This is a genomic window from Undibacterium sp. Ji42W, assembly GCF_049340405.1.
Lineage (GTDB): Bacteria > Pseudomonadota > Gammaproteobacteria > Burkholderiales > Burkholderiaceae_D > Undibacterium.
The window spans coordinates 362,231-377,769 of record NZ_JBMPOV010000002.1 but is presented as its reverse complement, the minus strand read 5'-3'; the positions used below and the strand labels follow the sequence as shown (position 1 = coordinate 377,769).

Annotated in this window: 15 protein-coding genes; 5 read left to right on the top strand and 10 right to left on the bottom strand. The window is 46.7% G+C overall.

Annotated features, from left to right (window positions below; translation table 11 throughout):
- The first annotated feature begins 156 nt into the window (after nucleotides 1–156).
- The 5 genes from dnaN to ACO0LG_RS05010 all read left to right on the top strand — a co-directional run bounded on the left by dnaN (nucleotide 157) and on the right by ACO0LG_RS05010 (nucleotide 6,567).
- The gene (dnaN, locus tag ACO0LG_RS05030) at nucleotides 157–1,263 is read left to right on the top strand and encodes a DNA polymerase III subunit beta (protein WP_110254682.1); all 1,107 of its coding nucleotides are present in this window, start codon (nucleotides 157–159) and stop codon (nucleotides 1,261–1,263) included.
- Between the two features lie 234 nt (nucleotides 1,264–1,497).
- Nucleotides 1,498–3,993 (top strand): DNA topoisomerase (ATP-hydrolyzing) subunit B, encoded by a 2,496-nt coding sequence (gene gyrB, locus ACO0LG_RS05025; RefSeq protein ID WP_423006116.1) that lies wholly within the window; start codon nucleotides 1,498–1,500, stop codon nucleotides 3,991–3,993.
- A gap of 536 nt (nucleotides 3,994–4,529) precedes the next feature.
- Nucleotides 4,530–5,099, top strand: a complete 570-nt coding sequence (locus tag ACO0LG_RS05020) for a hypothetical protein (RefSeq protein WP_423023941.1) — start codon at nucleotides 4,530–4,532, stop codon at nucleotides 5,097–5,099.
- Nucleotides 5,096–6,040 carry a dCTP deaminase domain-containing protein gene (locus ACO0LG_RS05015; protein ID WP_423023939.1) on the top strand — a complete coding sequence of 315 codons (945 nt, stop codon included), beginning with the start codon at nucleotides 5,096–5,098 and terminating at the stop codon, nucleotides 6,038–6,040. Before ACO0LG_RS05020 ends, ACO0LG_RS05015 begins: the two co-directional genes overlap by 4 nt.
- Nucleotides 6,041–6,228: 188 nt before the next feature.
- Entirely contained in the window at nucleotides 6,229–6,567 is a 339-nt protein-coding gene (locus ACO0LG_RS05010; RefSeq protein ID WP_423023937.1) for a hypothetical protein, read from the top strand.
- Nucleotides 6,568–6,648: 81 nt separating this feature from the next.
- On the opposite strand, the gene ACO0LG_RS05005 is transcribed toward ACO0LG_RS05010, so the two are convergent.
- The 10 genes from ACO0LG_RS05005 to ACO0LG_RS04960 all read right to left on the bottom strand — a co-directional run bounded on the left by ACO0LG_RS05005 (nucleotide 6,649) and on the right by ACO0LG_RS04960 (nucleotide 15,311).
- Entirely contained in the window at nucleotides 6,649–7,560 is a 912-nt protein-coding gene (locus ACO0LG_RS05005) for a nucleoside triphosphate pyrophosphohydrolase family protein (RefSeq protein WP_423023935.1), read from the bottom strand.
- A gap of 72 nt (nucleotides 7,561–7,632) precedes the next feature.
- Nucleotides 7,633–8,733, bottom strand: coding sequence for a nucleotide kinase domain-containing protein (locus ACO0LG_RS05000; RefSeq protein ID WP_423023933.1), 1,101 nt, complete (start codon nucleotides 8,731–8,733; stop codon nucleotides 7,633–7,635).
- 10 nt (nucleotides 8,734–8,743) lie between these two features.
- Nucleotides 8,744–9,523, bottom strand: coding sequence for a hypothetical protein (locus tag ACO0LG_RS04995; protein ID WP_423023931.1), 780 nt, complete (start codon nucleotides 9,521–9,523; stop codon nucleotides 8,744–8,746).
- On the bottom strand, nucleotides 9,523–10,377 hold the full coding sequence (locus tag ACO0LG_RS04990; protein ID WP_423023929.1) for an ImmA/IrrE family metallo-endopeptidase: 855 nt from the start codon (nucleotides 10,375–10,377) through the stop codon (nucleotides 9,523–9,525). The genes ACO0LG_RS04995 and ACO0LG_RS04990 overlap by 1 nt, the downstream gene beginning before the upstream one ends.
- The gene (locus ACO0LG_RS04985) at nucleotides 10,377–10,697 is read right to left on the bottom strand and encodes a helix-turn-helix domain-containing protein (protein WP_423023927.1); all 321 of its coding nucleotides are present in this window, start codon (nucleotides 10,695–10,697) and stop codon (nucleotides 10,377–10,379) included. The genes ACO0LG_RS04990 and ACO0LG_RS04985 overlap by 1 nt, the downstream gene beginning before the upstream one ends.
- 13 nt (nucleotides 10,698–10,710) lie before the next feature.
- Nucleotides 10,711–10,989, bottom strand: coding sequence for a hypothetical protein (locus ACO0LG_RS04980; protein WP_423023925.1), 279 nt, complete (start codon nucleotides 10,987–10,989; stop codon nucleotides 10,711–10,713).
- A gap of 321 nt (nucleotides 10,990–11,310) precedes the next feature.
- The gene (locus tag ACO0LG_RS04975) at nucleotides 11,311–12,288 is read right to left on the bottom strand and encodes an alpha/beta hydrolase family esterase (RefSeq protein ID WP_423023923.1); all 978 of its coding nucleotides are present in this window, start codon (nucleotides 12,286–12,288) and stop codon (nucleotides 11,311–11,313) included.
- Nucleotides 12,289–12,689: 401 nt separating this feature from the next.
- Entirely contained in the window at nucleotides 12,690–13,301 is a 612-nt protein-coding gene (locus ACO0LG_RS04970) for an ATP-dependent Clp protease proteolytic subunit (RefSeq protein WP_423024420.1), read from the bottom strand.
- Nucleotides 13,302–13,365: 64 nt separating this feature from the next.
- Nucleotides 13,366–14,562: a M20 aminoacylase family protein gene (locus tag ACO0LG_RS04965; RefSeq protein WP_423023921.1), complete on the bottom strand. Its 1,197-nt coding sequence runs from the start codon at nucleotides 14,560–14,562 to the stop codon at nucleotides 13,366–13,368.
- 284 nt (nucleotides 14,563–14,846) lie between these two features.
- Nucleotides 14,847–15,311 carry a hypothetical protein gene (locus ACO0LG_RS04960; RefSeq protein WP_423023919.1) on the bottom strand — a complete coding sequence of 155 codons (465 nt, stop codon included), beginning with the start codon at nucleotides 15,309–15,311 and terminating at the stop codon, nucleotides 14,847–14,849.
- Nucleotides 15,312–15,539: the final 228 nt, after the last annotated feature.

Genomic DNA, 15,539 nt, shown 5'->3' with positions numbered 1-15,539 from the left:
AGCAAGAACCGTTTGCCCAGAGCGACGAACAAGTTTGTAGGGTGCGCCATGCGCACCAAAGTAACAAGCAAGACCGCAGTAAATATGTGAAGCAATCTATAAAAGCAGTAAGAAATAGTTAAGTTCCTTGTCACCATACAAAGTGAGGATATTCAAATGCAATTGGTTAAAACCCACCGGGACACCCTGCTCCGGCCTTTGCAAATTGTGAGTGGTATTGTCGAGCGTCGGCATACATTGCCGATTCTGGCCAATATCCTCATTCGCAAAGACGGTGAACAGGTGTCGTTCCTGTCGACCGACATAGAAGTGCAGATCACGACCAAGGCAGCCATCGGTTCTGGCGGCGACAGCATAGCCACGACAGTAGCAGCCCGCAAATTGCTGGATATTTTGCGCGCCCTGCCAGATGACAATGATGTCGTCCTCAAGCTTGAAAACAAAAAGATGAGCGTGCAGTCAGGCAAGTCACGCTTCTCTTTGCAAACCCTGGCGGCAGAAGAATTCCCTACCGTTGCCCAGGCCGAGCATTTCAATGCCAGTGTCAACCTGCCACAAAAAACCCTGAAACACCTGTTCAACATGGTGCATTTCTCGATGGCGCAACAAGACATTCGTTATTACCTGAACGGCTTGCTGCTCGTCGTCGATGGCAAGAACGTCATCGCCGTGGCAACTGATGGTCACCGTCTGGCATTTTGCCAGGTCGAAGTCGAGCAAGAGTTCCCGCGTCACGAAGTCATCATCCCGCGCAAGACCATTATCGAGATGCAGCGCCTGCTGGAAGACAAAGAAGACCCGGTACAAATCGACATCGCCAACAACCAGGTCAAACTGACTTTTGCCGATATCGAACTGATTTCCAAACTGGTCGAAGGCAAGTTCCCTGACTTTAACCGCGTCATCCCAAAAGGCTATAAAAACAGCTTCACTTTGGGCCGTGAGCAATTACTGCGTTCATTGCAGCGTGCCGCGATCATGACGTCGGACAAGTTCAAGGGCGTGCGTTGCGTCATCACCCCTGGCCTCATGCAAATCCTGTCGACCAATGCCGACCAGGAAGAAGCGATAGAAGAAATTGAAATCGACTACGGTGGCGACAGCGTGGATATCGGCTTCAACGTCAGCTATCTGCTTGATGTATTGAATAACCTCAAATGCGACCAGATATCGGTCTCTTTGGGCGACTCCAATTCATCCGCACTGATCACTATCCCCGACAACACCGACTTTAAATATGTCGTCATGCCGATGCGAATATAGTTTTTTTATTTGCTGAATTGCCGTGAAAGCAGCGCATTAAATTCACGGCGATCTTAATACCGTCATTCCCGCGCAGGCGGGAATCCAGTGTCGTTAGTCGTTATGCCCTGATGCATCAACACCCAAGACACTGAATCCCACCTGCACAGAAATGACAAAGCAGTCCCTGAATATGTTTCACATTGGACGATTGACACAATTGTCCAAAACAGTTCGTTTTTTTAGAAGGTAGCCATGTCCGATAACACCCAAGACAACACTCCAGCCCAGCCCAATCAATACGGCGCGTCCTCAATCCAGATTCTGGAAGGCCTGGAAGCCGTGCGGAAACGCCCCGGCATGTACATCGGTGACACCTCGGACGGCACCGGTCTGCATCACCTGGTCTTTGAAGTGCTGGATAACTCCATCGATGAATCCCTGGCAGGTCACTGTACCGAGATCAATGTCACTATCCACAGCGACAACTCCATCTCCATCACCGACAATGGCCGCGGCATCCCTACCGGCATCAAATGGGATGACAAGCACGACCCCAAACGCAGCGCCGCAGAAATCGTCATGACCGAGCTGCACGCGGGTGGCAAGTTCGATCAGAACTCGTACAAAGTATCCGGCGGCCTGCATGGCGTGGGTGTCTCCTGCGTGAATGGTCTGTCCAAGTTGCTGAAACTGACTATCCGCCGCGATGGCAAAATGTATGCGATGGAATTTGTCCGTGGCGTACCGCAAAACCGCGAACTCGAAACCGTTGATGGCATCGTTACATCCCCCATCAAAGTTTTGGGTGACACCGACAAACGCGGCACCGAAGTCCACTTCTGGGCCGATGAAGAAATCTTTACCCACGTTGAATTCCATTATGAAATCCTGGCCAAGCGCATACGCGAATTGTCCTTCTTGAATAATGGCGTACGCATCAAGCTCAACGACCACCGCACCGGCAAAGAAGAATTGTTTGCCTTCGAAGGCGGCACCCGTGGCTTTGTTGAATACATCAACAAAAATAAAAGCGTACTTAATCCAACGATTTTCCAGGCCACTGGCGAACGCCAGTCTGACCAGAACACCACGATCACGGTCGACGTCTCCATGCAATGGAACGATGCCTACAATGAACAGGTATTGTGCTTCACCAATAACATCCCGCAGCGCGACGGTGGCACCCACCTGACAGGCCTGCGTGCCGCGATGACCCGCGTCATCAACAAGTATATTGAAGAACACGAATACGCCAAGAAAGCCAAGGTCGAAGTCACCGGCGACGACATGCGCGAAGGCCTGACCTGCGTCTTGTCCGTCAAAGTACCAGAACCAAAGTTCAGCTCGCAGACCAAAGACAAACTCGTCTCCAGTGAAGTACGCGGCCCGGTAGAAGAAATCGTCGCCAAGACCCTGTCTGACTTTTTGCAAGAACGACCAAACGACGCCAAGATCATTTGCGGCAAAATCGTCGAGGCATCCCGCGCCCGTGAAGCAGCCCGCAAAGCCCGCGAACTGACACGCCGCAAAGGTGTCATGGACGGCCTGGGCCTGTCCTCCAAACTGGCAGACTGCCAGGAAAAAGACCCCGCCTTGTGCGAACTGTACATCGTCGAAGGTGACTCTGCGGGTGGATCAGCCAAGCAAGGCCGCGACCGCAAATTCCAGGCCATCTTGCCACTGCGCGGTAAAGTATTGAACGTAGAAAAAGCCCGCTTTGAAAAAATGCTGTCCAGTGAGCAGATCACCACCCTGATCGCCACCCTGGGCACCAGCATAGGCCCCGACGAATTCAATGCCGACAAATTGCGTTACCACCGCATCATCATCATGACCGATGCTGACGTCGATGGCGCCCACATCCGCACCCTGCTGCTGACCCTGTTCTACCGCCAGATGCCACAACTGGTAGAACGCGGCCACATCTACATCGCCCAGCCACCACTCTACAAAGTCAAGGCAGGCCGCGATGAACGCTACCTCAAAGATGACGCAGAAGAAGCCACCTACATGATGACCGTCGCCCTGACAGGCGCATCCCTCACACCAGGTACAGGCGCAGCCCCCATCACTGGCGAAGCCCTGGGCGAACTGGTACGCCAGTACAACCTCGCCAACGCCATCATGATGCGCCTGACCCGCGTCATCGACCGCGCCGCCCTCACCGCCATCATGACAGGTGTCACGCTGAAACTGGATAACGCAGAAAACGCAGAAGCGTCCGCCATCGCCCTGACCGCCGCCATCGGCGACAATGCAGTCAAAGCAGTAGTACGCAGCGACGAACTCTCAGGCGCATTCAGCCTGCGCATAGAACGCCTGTACCACGGCAACATCAAGGTCAGCAGCATCGATGCCGACTTTGTCGATGGTGCCGATTACCAGGTACTGGAAAACGCCGCGACCACCTTCAAAGGCCTGCTCACAGAAGGCGCCTTCATCCGCCGCGGCGAAGGCGAAAAAGCCAAGGAAATCGCCGTGCACGACTTCCACCAGGCCATGCTCTGGCTGCGCGACGAAGCCGAACGCGGTGTCAGTAAACAGCGCTATAAAGGTCTGGGCGAAATGAACCCAAGCCAACTTTGGGAAACCACCATGGACCCCACAGTCCGCCGCCTGCTCAAAGTACAGATCGAAGACGCCATCGCCGCCGACCAGATTTTTACGACATTAATGGGCGACGATGTGGAACCACGCCGGGCGTTTATTGAATCGAATGCGTTGAGGGCGGGGAATATTGACGTTTGATGTAACTGTGATTTGTAATGTAAAACGGAAAGGTCAGCCAAAATGGGCTGACCTTTTTTGCGTTTACATAAATCAAGTAATTGATGTCTCTAGCTTTGTCACGCAAAAATTGGAAGGCATCGCAGCAAAAAGAAATTTTTCGAAGTCATAGAATCTAGTGTCACTGCCGAATCTGATCAACTAACAGGCGACTGCAACCCTGAAGTTAAGAAACAACACTATCTGTGCGTCATCGATGGCAAAAACACAGTAATACATACTTGATCTATAGATTAGTCATTTTTCAGTACTTACAGTTATAATTTGTTCAAAAATAAGCTATTTAAATGCTATTCTAATATTTAATTTTCCTTTCTATAAATCTAAAGTCACGCTGAGTTCTTGACTTCAAATAAAAGAGAAATTAGTTATTTTTGAATGTACAAAGTGGTTCAATTTAGCATGAATGCCCTCATGAAATTAGTAGAATAACCTCAAATTTTTAACGTCCACGTTTCAGGCGAAACTGAAAATTTTTAGATGACAGAGCTTAATCAATGAACGCTGAAAAAATCCTTCTACAATTGCAGCAGTCTCAACAAGCTCATGATGAGCGCTCGCATAGAGATATTCTGGGATTGGATACCCATACCCGTCTTAAACACATGATCCTGCATTTTCTTAAGTATGCAGGAAAAATAACTAATGCTGGTGAAACTGGAAACCACGAGTTATTAAAGGCGACTTTGGTTGATACATTTATTATTTGCCTTGCGATGGCAAATACACTTAATACTAGTATCGGTGCAAATATCCATGAAGAAGCTGCGGAATTAGATGATCTAGCAAAAATGTTAGGGCGGCAAATCGCAGCACCAAATATTTTTGATTTTACTTTGAAAAAGCTAGTTAGCCTTTCTGGGAAAATGGCCAAATCGATAGAATCTACAGATCATTTGGAAAGAGGTAACCCAAGGGAAGAGCTTGAGACATTAATTGTCGAGTTATCTATCTCAATTTTGCAAATCATCGGGGTTTTAGGCTTTTCTTTGAATACATTAATTCATGAGCGTTGGGCGGGCGTAGAACAAAAATTGTTGTTTAACAAACTTTCGGCTTTGCAATGAGTTTCTGGAGCGGGGAGCGGCTTGCTATCGAACTTAAGCATCTACTTAAGGATGATTTTAATCCTGCGCAAATTGATTGTGCATCATATCGACTTAGACTCGGTGATCAAGCATTTGTAACTTCTGACAAATCATTTAATGCGGCACCCGGCGAGCCACTTGTTCAAAGTATTGGTGATCCCCCTAGCCACATAATTAAAATTCCCCCTGGCCAATTCGCTTTCTTACTTACTCAAGAAATTGTAAAAGTACCTCGTAGTGCACTAGCGTTAATTTCAATGCGTGCAGGTCAAAAATTCAAAGGATTGATAAACGTGTCCGGTTTTCACGTCGATCCTGGATGGGAAGGTCGATTGATATTCGGCGTTTATAATGCTGGTCCAAGTGATATTATTTTACATAAAGGCCAAGAACTCTTTTTGATCGTTTACGCAGATTTAGACCGTCCTTCACAGAATGTCTACAAAGGTAGCGGTAACGGTCGTAATGGAATAAGCTCGGAATTAATACAAGGAATGACAGGCCAAGTGTTTTCCCCCATGTTATTGCAGAGAAAAATTGAGGAACTCAATAAAAATTTGCAAGATGCAAATAATAAATTAAAAGACTTAGAAACCCAATTAAGAGTACAACTGATTACTCATACTGCATCGTTTCAATCTTTCGAAGAAAAACAAAGGATATATTTCTTTGTTACGAAAGGGGTAGCGGGGTTTGTGGCTGCTATCGTAGTTTTATTTATCTCATCTCTTTCGACGGATTCAGGAAAACGGGTTGCTGGAGAATGGATTCAATCAGTGATTAATGTCACACACAAATCATCCACCACATCTTTGAAAAACAATGGAGTTGATCAGGCCGTATCATCATCGCAAGTTCATATAAGTGAATCAAAACCTCCGCCACCAAAGCAAGTGACTTCAAGCCCTGCATCGCAATAAATTCTTAATACGTATATTACAAAACAGGTCACAAAAAGAGGTTTTAGTATGAAGCAATAGTACATTCAAGATACTTTTTACCAAGTATCTTGAAAGAAAACATAAATCAATCGCTTTCATTTATCTGAAGGTATCTTGAAGTAAGATCGAAGCCGCTAGCGGTTGAAGCTTAATACCTATATAAACAATTGGTAAAAATTTTATTAAATATGCTCAGAGTTACAATTGAAATTCTTCCGTCAGGAGATGAAAGCCGCAAACGTCATCTTGGTACTGTGGAAATTGCAAATGATGGGACAGGAAGTCAAGAAATTGGAAACTATTCAATCAGACTAGCTAAATTTGGAAGACCAAATCAAACTTGGCTTTATGGAAAATTAAGTGGCTTTGATCGCATTAGAAGAGGTCCCTATGATTTACTTTTACAATCGCTACTAGCCACAATTGGCGTTCGAAACTCGGCAACAGTAGAGGAATATAAAAAGTCTCAAAGCCCAATAGTTAACTTGATGTCAGAAGAAATGTAGACTTTTTTGATCCAATAAGTGGGATTAAAAGTCTCAAATCCAATCTTAAAAAATGCGAGCATGAAATTTTAAAATTCACATTTAGCAATTAGATGACATGCATGGAACAAATTTAATGGATCGAGCATTAAGATCACCAAAAATTTTACCATGCTGGTGAACTTTAAGTTCTCTCCAGATTTTGCACGCAGCTAGAATTGTAATTTCCCACTGTTTGCCAGAACATACGGAAACTTCCAAGTGTGCAGTCAAATCTTTTATTGTGCGTAACAACCCATATTCGACAGAATCGACTCCTTCAAAGAAAGAATTTTTCTTTGCCTCAGTAAAAATTAGTGCAACAATCGCTTCGTCGATTACAGCTGCTCGCCCGCCATCCTGCACTTCGTCAACATCTTTATCACTTTTACGTTTGCAATTAAAAAAATGCTTTCCACGCAATACCGGCGACCAGCCTAAAATTGCAACGAATGCCAAATGAAAGACGTCGTGGAGTCTGTATCCATCATCTTCATATGCGTTATCAGTAAGCTCGTTTCCGAATTGCTTAGCTTGAAAAAGTAGCTGAGCATGTCCTTTATTATCTTGATCTGAAAGTTCAGAGTCTACATTTATCTCAAAGTTGCGAGGAAACTGCTCTGTCGCTGTAAAATTTTCATCAAATAGTTTTGCTCCAACCCCGATAGATTGATCATTCCACCTATCACCAATTTTTTGCAGATTCAATTGAGCAACTTCATTTAAATTTAGATTAGTCTTAGTCGCGATATTTGCCACATTCCAAAGAATGTCTCCGAGCTCTTCACTAATTCGATCTCGAAAAATTGTATATGCCTCCCCGTCTCTCAAATAGCGTTTGTAATGCGTAAGCAATGAACCAGACTCCCCAGCAAGACCAAGTAATGGCAAGATCAATGATTTAACATCGTCACTTGAAGTGAGAGGAGCTTGATCAGTTTTCTGAGCTGTAATTTGGTATTCTGCGAAATCCATATTATTCCTTAGAAATAAAAATGACACGACTCTTGTACTTTTTGAAGATGGATCAGTGACTCGACGTCAATTTCAAAATAATTTATCTTGACGAGGAGCACTTGATAAAGTGTCTGTTTCGCCGATTTCGAGCTTCCACTTAGGAGGGTAAAAATAATTTATCGGCTCGTCTACAGCATGAAATTTTTGTTTAATGCGTGTGCGGCCAGATATACCCGCTATTTCTGGATGCAACACCCGAGAATATTTATCAACCTCGCAAAAAACGTTTTGTATATCAATTAGTTGAAGCGGCCTACCCCATAAGTTTTTAAACTCAAGTCCTAAACGCTCAAATTCGTACTCTTGGCGGTCAGCCATTTGTTTAATAATCTCTATTTCTGATAACCCGCCGAGTGAAGAAAAGCACTTTCGAATTCCGTCTCTAGCTCCAGGTCCCGGCATCGTAAATTCCATCTCACTGAAATTGGTCAGTCCACTATAATTGATATCCGTTACTAGCTGATATGCTAAAAAGTCCCCAATCAACGGGTACGACAATAATAATTCGAATGCTTGTTTCATGCTTTTACAAGCAACTAGTCTTTCAGGTAAGCAATCGGTAAGCATAAGTTCAAGAAGTTTAAGATGTGACTGATGTTTCTTTTCCACTTTAAAGATCGCATGCCCAGAAGCCATGATGTACGCTGCTGAATAAATGGTAGTCTTTGATGCCATTGCCCGACTCAGTACACGATTGTAGTCACTATATCGATATGATGACCAACGGATTGGCCCTAGTTCTCTCTCCAGTAGCTGCCAAGTCTCAATTTTATTAAATAGCTTGAATAAAATAATTCGAAAAAAACCATCTTCAATCGCCAGCTCATCTTTATAGATTACATCTCGAATTAGATACTGACTTACTCGATCCGAAGCACGATAAGCGTTTGTAAACTTATATTGATTAATTATTGGGTCCGTAGACCACGGTGCTTTTTCACCGTTTATTCTTGCAAAAAATACGTCTTGTCGTAACTTAGCAAACCTCCAGTACGAATCAAAAGCCACAGTGGTTTTTGCAGGGCTTAAAGAAATGAAGATAGTTGGAGCTAAAGGCCTTTTTTTTTCAACAACATCTGTTTTTTTTAAATTGGATGTTTTAGCCTGCAGTTTTTCTAATTTTGAAATCATGGATGCGCGACTATGTAGAAGGAAGCATGGTAAAAATATCTTCTGAGAATGGAGTCAATATGGCTTTTGTCTTTTCGTGGTGGGATCGCTGCACAACAGAAGACATACAAATTACTTGTGTGAGCGTTAGTCCCAGATGTTTAGCCATAAATCTGCCAAGCCAGTATAAACCGAGATAATTACCATATGCTTTCTCAAATTGCAGTTGAGTTGCATATACTCCCGTGATTGAAAGCTTGTCGTTGGGTAACGGCGTGAATGACACTTGCTGAAGGCACGGAAAGCCTCTTTGACGTTGATCTGAATGATCTCGAGTCGGATCGAATATTGATGCCTGCAATGCACTTTTTCTGTGATTTCCTGATTGATATGTATCTATTACACTTTGCAGTTGATTAACAGGTCCCGTAGTCCGATCTTTAGGTTGGTAGCTAGTTAAACGCCTAAAATAAACACCGTTCTTATTTGCTGGGCATTTTTTTATTCCCGGCCACGCTTTTTCGTATCGAGTAAATAAATCAATTGAATCTGTTGAAGAATTCATATTCCATAACGACGATGGAAAGATTGTGTTACTTACTGTCTTGCAAAGACTTAAATTATGACTGCTCAGTTCCTTGTCGAGTCGTTCACGTATGCACATATTCTCCAGCAAATTACCGTCATCTAGATTGTTGATCACAACTACTGATGGGTGCCGAGTATCGCCCCCCTTTTCAAAGGTAGCAAGAAATGCGCGTGCCCACGCATGGGATAGATTTGAATCTGATATAGACAAGCTAGTAATCATTAATCAACCTCTTCTTCGAAACGGTAGCAACCACGTCCGTTATATTGAGCAGGCGAAATCCGGACAAACGATGACCATAGATCAGTACTCACACGAGCTACACCTGGCGTCGACGCGCGCACTACTAGCCCATTGATGCTAGGTAATACTAGGAACTTCGAATCATTTTCAAGAAAGCTATTTCTCGGGAAAATTATGTAATCGCCTACTTCGCAATCGACAGCGCGCCCCTTCCAAAACTCGTCAACAACGACGAGATGTGGCATATCTGATTTACCAATTAATTGTCTGCGAATATCTCTGGGCTGAACCTTCGCCAATAACTCGCCCTTACTCCGAGATATTTTCCCTAAGCCGTGAACCAAATGATTAATAACCCCAGAATAACTGACGCCTAACCAAGCGGACAGTTTGAAAATTTGAATGGGATCAAGTGTGTCATAAGTATAACCACGCTTCTTCATACCATTTTCGAGAGTCACCTTAGGGATCAAAAAAAAAGCTGCGAAGCAATCTGCCTGAAATTCATTGGGATCTACTGATCGACTAAATGATCTATCCTTTACCAATTCATCAAATTGCTCGCCATGTCCCATCATATGATGTCCAATTTCATGGGCGCATGTGAAATTTCTTCTGCCTTGAGGGCGAAGTGAAGAAAGCACGATTGTTGGTTTTTTCCCGCCAACGTACATACCCTCCATAGATGGAAGATTTGTTAAGCGTACTTCGATACCTAACTGCTCAGAAGCATCAATTGCAGATACAGACTCATCATGTGCCAAATTCAATTGTTTACGCACTTGTAGAGCTTTTACTATTGCATCACTGGCGAGTTGTTTTTTATTTGGCATTAGGGGTTTTCAGAATCACGAAGCATGCGCAACATATTCATAAGTCGATCTAAATCTTCAGCGTTCATTTTACTTAGCTCACGTGCCGCAAGCAGTATTCGCGTGTCACTGGAGTTACTAGTATCTGAACCATTTATAATCCAACTAACTGATACGTCGTACAACTTAGCAAATTCACCAATCTCTTCAGCAGACACTTTACGTCGCCCGGCCTCAATTTCAGAAACAGTTGGTCGATGCAAAGTCATTTTTTTTGCCGCCTGACCTTGTGAAAGACCTGATGCTTCACGAGCCTCCCTCAAGCGTTCATTTATCGACATCTCATACCTTTCTCTACTTTTCAATCGTGGTAGCTTGTTCTGCAATGCGCGTAGCAGCTTCTTTGATCGAAAGCACTTTGTTATCCATCAAAAAAATATTATTAAACTCTAGGTTCAACTGTATTTTTTCAAAAATTTCAACGGTTACCTCTACACAATTTAAGCTATCGAAGTCCTCTAAATCTTCTAAAGGAGTCATATCTGAAGTAATCACAACAGGCGCACGGCCACTATGCTCTTGAATTTCAGCTACAGCTTGAATTAATAAAAATTCAATTTCAGATTGCGTCATGTCAACCCTTCAAAAGAAGTATTCTTACCATCGGTAAGAATATCTTACCACTATTAAATCATTAATTACAAGGGAGATTTAATCTTTAATTGAAAAAACCTAACCCAATATAAATTCAATGAATATTGCGGGAATCGTGACAGCTCATTCCCAATAGCAGCTTGGGCGGAATGACACGGCATGCGGCGAAGAAAATGCCTTCCACGTCTTTGCCATCCAGACGTATCAGATCATGCAATGCTGTATTCCGAGCAAGCAAAGGACATCTGCATCAATACAACGCGAAAATTACAGGCTTCCCTTATGAAAGCGGAAAGCACTTCACCGCTGCTGCCGCGCAAAAAACTCCCAAATCATTTCCGCCCCATTCGGTGCCATTGGCGACGGGCCTAGCAAGCGCGCACGTCGATAGTAAGGTTGTGGTAAGCCATGTCCTCCGCCGTGGATGGCGACGAGTTCGACTTCAGTTCTGGGGTCGTGCTTCCAGCTTATGCGTTCTACATCGACACCTGATATTGCAGTCGTCTGTGTCGTGGGTGTGGCGGTGATCTTGTTCAGGTCGGCGAAATATTGTGCTGAGGCGCGGGCATTGAGTACGTCGCCGCATTTGTAGAACAGGCCTAGCAGGTTCACTTCGCCGCCGTTGTAAGGCACGAGCGGGTCTTTGGTGCCGTTCATGATCATGACTGAGGTGCCGGTGCCTGCGGGTTTGCAGCGGAAGTTTTGTGGGGCTTGCACGCTGGCGGATACTGCGGCCACGGCGCGGAAGCGGGTTGGGGATTCCAGGGCCAGGCGTAGTGACATGAAGCCGCCTGCGGAGACGCCGGTGGCGAATACGCGGGTCTTGTCTGTGCCCAGGTCATTGATGAGTTTGTCGGTCAGGGCGTTGAGGAAGCCGACGTCGTCGATGTCGCGGCCATTGACCTGGTAGTCGCCGACTTTGCCGCAATCGTTCCAGTCAAAGCTGTAGGCGTCGGGGTAGGCGATGGCGAAGCCATGTTGGTCGGCGAGACGTTCGAAGCCGTAGCCGGTTTCTACGCGTATGTCTTCTGCGCTCTGGCCTGAGCCGTGCATGACCAGCACCAGCGGTGCGCCCTTGGGCAGGTCGCGTGGCACATAGCTGATGTAGGTGCGCTTGATGCCACCTGCCTGTATGCTGCCTTTTTGCACAGCGCCAGATAAGTTGGGACGTTCGGGTGTTGGGGAATAGATGAAGTAGGCGAACAGTGCGCCGCATAGCGCGATGAGGGTGAGCAGGCCCAGCAGGCTCCAGGCAAACCAGCGTAGTACTCTTTTCATTGCGCACTTTCAGTGGCTGGGCGGGTAGAGGGAAATCCCCACCATTCGCCGGGTTGTATTACCTATAGCTTACCTGCCTAAAACATGCCTGAATAAGCACCCAAGTAGGCACCTAAATAAGCACCAAGCTCAGGGTGAGGAGACATAACAGTACTAAGCAGTACTAAGCAGCACAAAGTAGTACGAAGCACTATAGCGGCGTCACAGCAAGATCACTGTCTTGCGTGATTCGTCACGATGATATCTTTGGCCGCTGATGCTGAATGCTTCCCTGAACCTGGCCTCTTCGTTTTGCTCGATTTGGCACATTTAAATATGGCTCGCTTAATGCAGCGAGCCATATCCTGATGCTGTTGGAGTTGAAAGCCTGGTCAGTGAAAACTGTTCAGTAAAGGCGGGCCTTAGGACAGTTCACTTTGATTGATGATAATCCGTGATACCAGGCCGTATTCCTTGGCTTCGGCAGCACTCATCCAGAAATCACGGTCTATATCTGTCGTGACTTTTTCCAGTGACTGGCCGGATTCCCTGGCGATCAGGGCGGCGATGCGTTCACGTATCTTGACGATTTCACGCGCCTGGATAGCGATATCTGAAGCCTGGCCACCAAAACCGCCGCTAGGCTGGTGTATCAAGAAACGGGTGTTTGGCAGGCAGACACGGCGCTCTTTAGGTACCGACAGGAACACATTTACGGCTGCACTACCCACCCAGCCAGTGCCAACGATATTCACCGGTGCATCGATGAACTTGATGATGTCATGGATGACATCGCCAGACTCCACATGGCCGCCGGGGGACGAGACCAGGATGGTGATAGGTTCTTTGGACTCTGCCGACAGGGCGATCAGGCGCTGGGAGATTTCTGATGCCAGTTTGTCGTTGATCGTGCCAAATACCAGCACAGTACGGGATTTAAAGGCCTTTTCTTCGAGGAAAGGGCTGCGTGCTGGTGATTCGTTGTTCTCTTTTTCGTCGGCCATGAAAGTCTTCTTATCTGATCTGGTTGAAATGTGGTGATTTTTTGGTCAATATGGGGGATGATTTTATGTCATTCCAGGCTGTGTAGATGGCTGCTCAGGCAGTTTTTTTCAAGTAGGCCTCAGCCAGCCTGACCCAATAAGTTGCGCCTATGGGCAGCAAATCGTCATTAAAGTCATAGCTGGGGTTGTGCAAGTTGCAAGGCCCGAGGCCATGTCCCATGTCTCTGTGGCCGCCATCACCATTGCCCAAAAACACATAGCAGCCCGGTTTGGCTTGCAGCATGAAAGAAAAATCTTCTGCGCCCATGGTGGGTTCTACCTGGTCATCAACCTTGTCTGCGCCCACGACACTGCGCATCACTTCTGCGGCAAAGGCAGTTTCTTTGGCGTGGTTGATCAGGGGCGGGTAATTGCGCTTGAAGCGGAAATCTACCTGGGCATCAAACGCTGCGGCCGTATGCTCGGCGATGGTGCGCATGCGTTTTTCGATGAGGTCTATCATTTCTGTACTGAAGGCGCGTACTGTTCCTATCAACGTTGCTTCATCCGGGATGACATTGGTGGCACTGCCGGAATGGATTTGCGTGACTGACAGCACGGCAGACTCCAGCGGGCTGGCATTGCGGCTGACGATGGTTTGCCAGCTCTGCGCCATTTGTACCGCGACCATGATGGGGTCTATCCCCTTGTGCGGTTGCGCCGCATGGGCACCTTTACCCCTGACGATAACTTCAAATTCATTCGATGAGGCCATCATGGGGCCAGGCGTAACGCCAAAAGTGCCAACCGCAACACCTGGCCAGTTGTGCATGCCAAAAACCGCATCCATGGGATATTTGTCGAACATGCCGTCTTCTATCATGCGGCGCGCACCGCCACCACCTTCTTCGGCGGGCTGGAAGATCAGATAGACCGTGCCATCGAATTCTTTATACTTGGACAGGTAATGCGCCGCCCCCAGCAACATGGCGGTGTGGCCATCATGGCCGCAGGCATGCATTTTCCCATCGTGCTTTGAAGTATGGGCAAAGGTATTGATCTCTTGCATGGGCAGGGCATCCATGTCGGCCCGCAAGCCTATGGCCCGTTCGCTAGTGCCATTCTTGAGTACCCCGACGATGCCTGTGCCTGCCAGGCCACGGATGATAGGTATGCCCCAGGCTTCCAGCTTTTGCGCAACGACTTCCGAGGTGCGGTGCTCTTCAAAGCAAAGCTCGGGGTGGGCGTGGATATCACGCCGGATTTGCTGGATTTCGGCCTGGAATTGGACGATAGGGTCGATCAGGTTCATTTTTTGTCTCCGGATTGCATTGCATCAATACCCTGGCAATAAGCTACTGGCAGATATGTGCAAGCTATTCTTTTCAGGATGTTATCCTGTTGATAAGAAAAATGATAGTCAGCATGGTATCTCTGCCAAATCAGGCTCAATACCTGGATACTGGCTTAAAGCAAGTTTCTTCAGTATAGAGAAAGATACCAGATTCCGGGCAAACTGGTAGTGGTCAGCCTGCGCCAGGATCGTATATACATACTACAAAAACAGCTTTGACTAAATGCCTTGGCCAGCTTACCTTACCAGCGCATGCCAGACATAGCACTCATGCCCGCGCTATAAATGGCCAGTATGCTCAGGATCAGGCCGAGGGGGCCAGACACCAGGCTGCTCCACAGGCAGTTGATTGCCAGTTCTCTTTGCTTGCGCAGCCTGGCCATGGCAGCCGCAGGCAGCATGATCAAACCCAAAATAGCTGGCAACAAAAGCACAACCAGCGGGGTAGTGCGGCCACTGGCATCAAGCATGAAGAAAGAGATCGTCAGCATGGCGATCAGGTGCAGCAAGATGAGTCTGGCGCGGGCGCTATGCAGGCGTGTTGCCAGGTAAGAAAAGTAAACAGGGTAACTCAGGCCACCGATCATGAGCATGCCAGGCACATTGCTGAGATCGGTATGACTGATGTAGTCATAGATCAAAGGTGGCAGGATCATAACAAGCAGGATCAGGAAAAGATGCAGGGCAATACGCTTGATGATGGACATGTAAGCTCAGTTTATGCGGGTAGAGTCGCAGGCAAGACCCGCGGCTTGCTTAGTGTAGCAGATGGCATGGCATGCACGAGTCTGCTTGCACGAGTCTGATACAAAGCCTGTAAAATTCGCCAAAAGACGGTAAAACATTCTATGGTCGCAATGAAGATACTCACGAAACTTTCATGCCGGAAAACCAGCCATGGGCCAGCCCAGGAGGATTCCCTTTATCTGCCGATA

Bases quoted from the DNA above. Each gene is read 5' to 3' on its own strand.
- dnaN (WP_110254682.1), top strand. From the start codon at position 157: ATGCAATTGGTTAAAACCCACCGGGACACCCTGCTCCGGCCTTTGCAA.
- gyrB (WP_423006116.1), top strand. From the start codon at position 1,498: ATGTCCGATAACACCCAAGACAACACTCCAGCCCAGCCCAATCAATAC.
- ACO0LG_RS05020 (WP_423023941.1), top strand. From the start codon at position 4,530: ATGAACGCTGAAAAAATCCTTCTACAATTGCAGCAGTCTCAACAAGCT.
- ACO0LG_RS05015 (WP_423023939.1), top strand. From the start codon at position 5,096: ATGAGTTTCTGGAGCGGGGAGCGGCTTGCTATCGAACTTAAGCATCTA.
- ACO0LG_RS05005 (WP_423023935.1), bottom strand. From the start codon at position 7,560: ATGGATTTCGCAGAATACCAAATTACAGCTCAGAAAACTGATCAAGCT.
- ACO0LG_RS05000 (WP_423023933.1), bottom strand. From the start codon at position 8,733: ATGATTTCAAAATTAGAAAAACTGCAGGCTAAAACATCCAATTTAAAA.
- ACO0LG_RS04995 (WP_423023931.1), bottom strand. From the start codon at position 9,523: ATGATTACTAGCTTGTCTATATCAGATTCAAATCTATCCCATGCGTGG.
- ACO0LG_RS04990 (WP_423023929.1), bottom strand. From the start codon at position 10,377: ATGCCAAATAAAAAACAACTCGCCAGTGATGCAATAGTAAAAGCTCTA.
- ACO0LG_RS04985 (WP_423023927.1), bottom strand. From the start codon at position 10,697: ATGTCGATAAATGAACGCTTGAGGGAGGCTCGTGAAGCATCAGGTCTT.
- ACO0LG_RS04980 (WP_423023925.1), bottom strand. From the start codon at position 10,989: ATGACGCAATCTGAAATTGAATTTTTATTAATTCAAGCTGTAGCTGAA.
- ACO0LG_RS04975 (WP_423023923.1), bottom strand. From the start codon at position 12,288: ATGAAAAGAGTACTACGCTGGTTTGCCTGGAGCCTGCTGGGCCTGCTC.
- ACO0LG_RS04965 (WP_423023921.1), bottom strand. From the start codon at position 14,562: ATGAACCTGATCGACCCTATCGTCCAATTCCAGGCCGAAATCCAGCAA.
- ACO0LG_RS04960 (WP_423023919.1), bottom strand. From the start codon at position 15,311: ATGTCCATCATCAAGCGTATTGCCCTGCATCTTTTCCTGATCCTGCTT.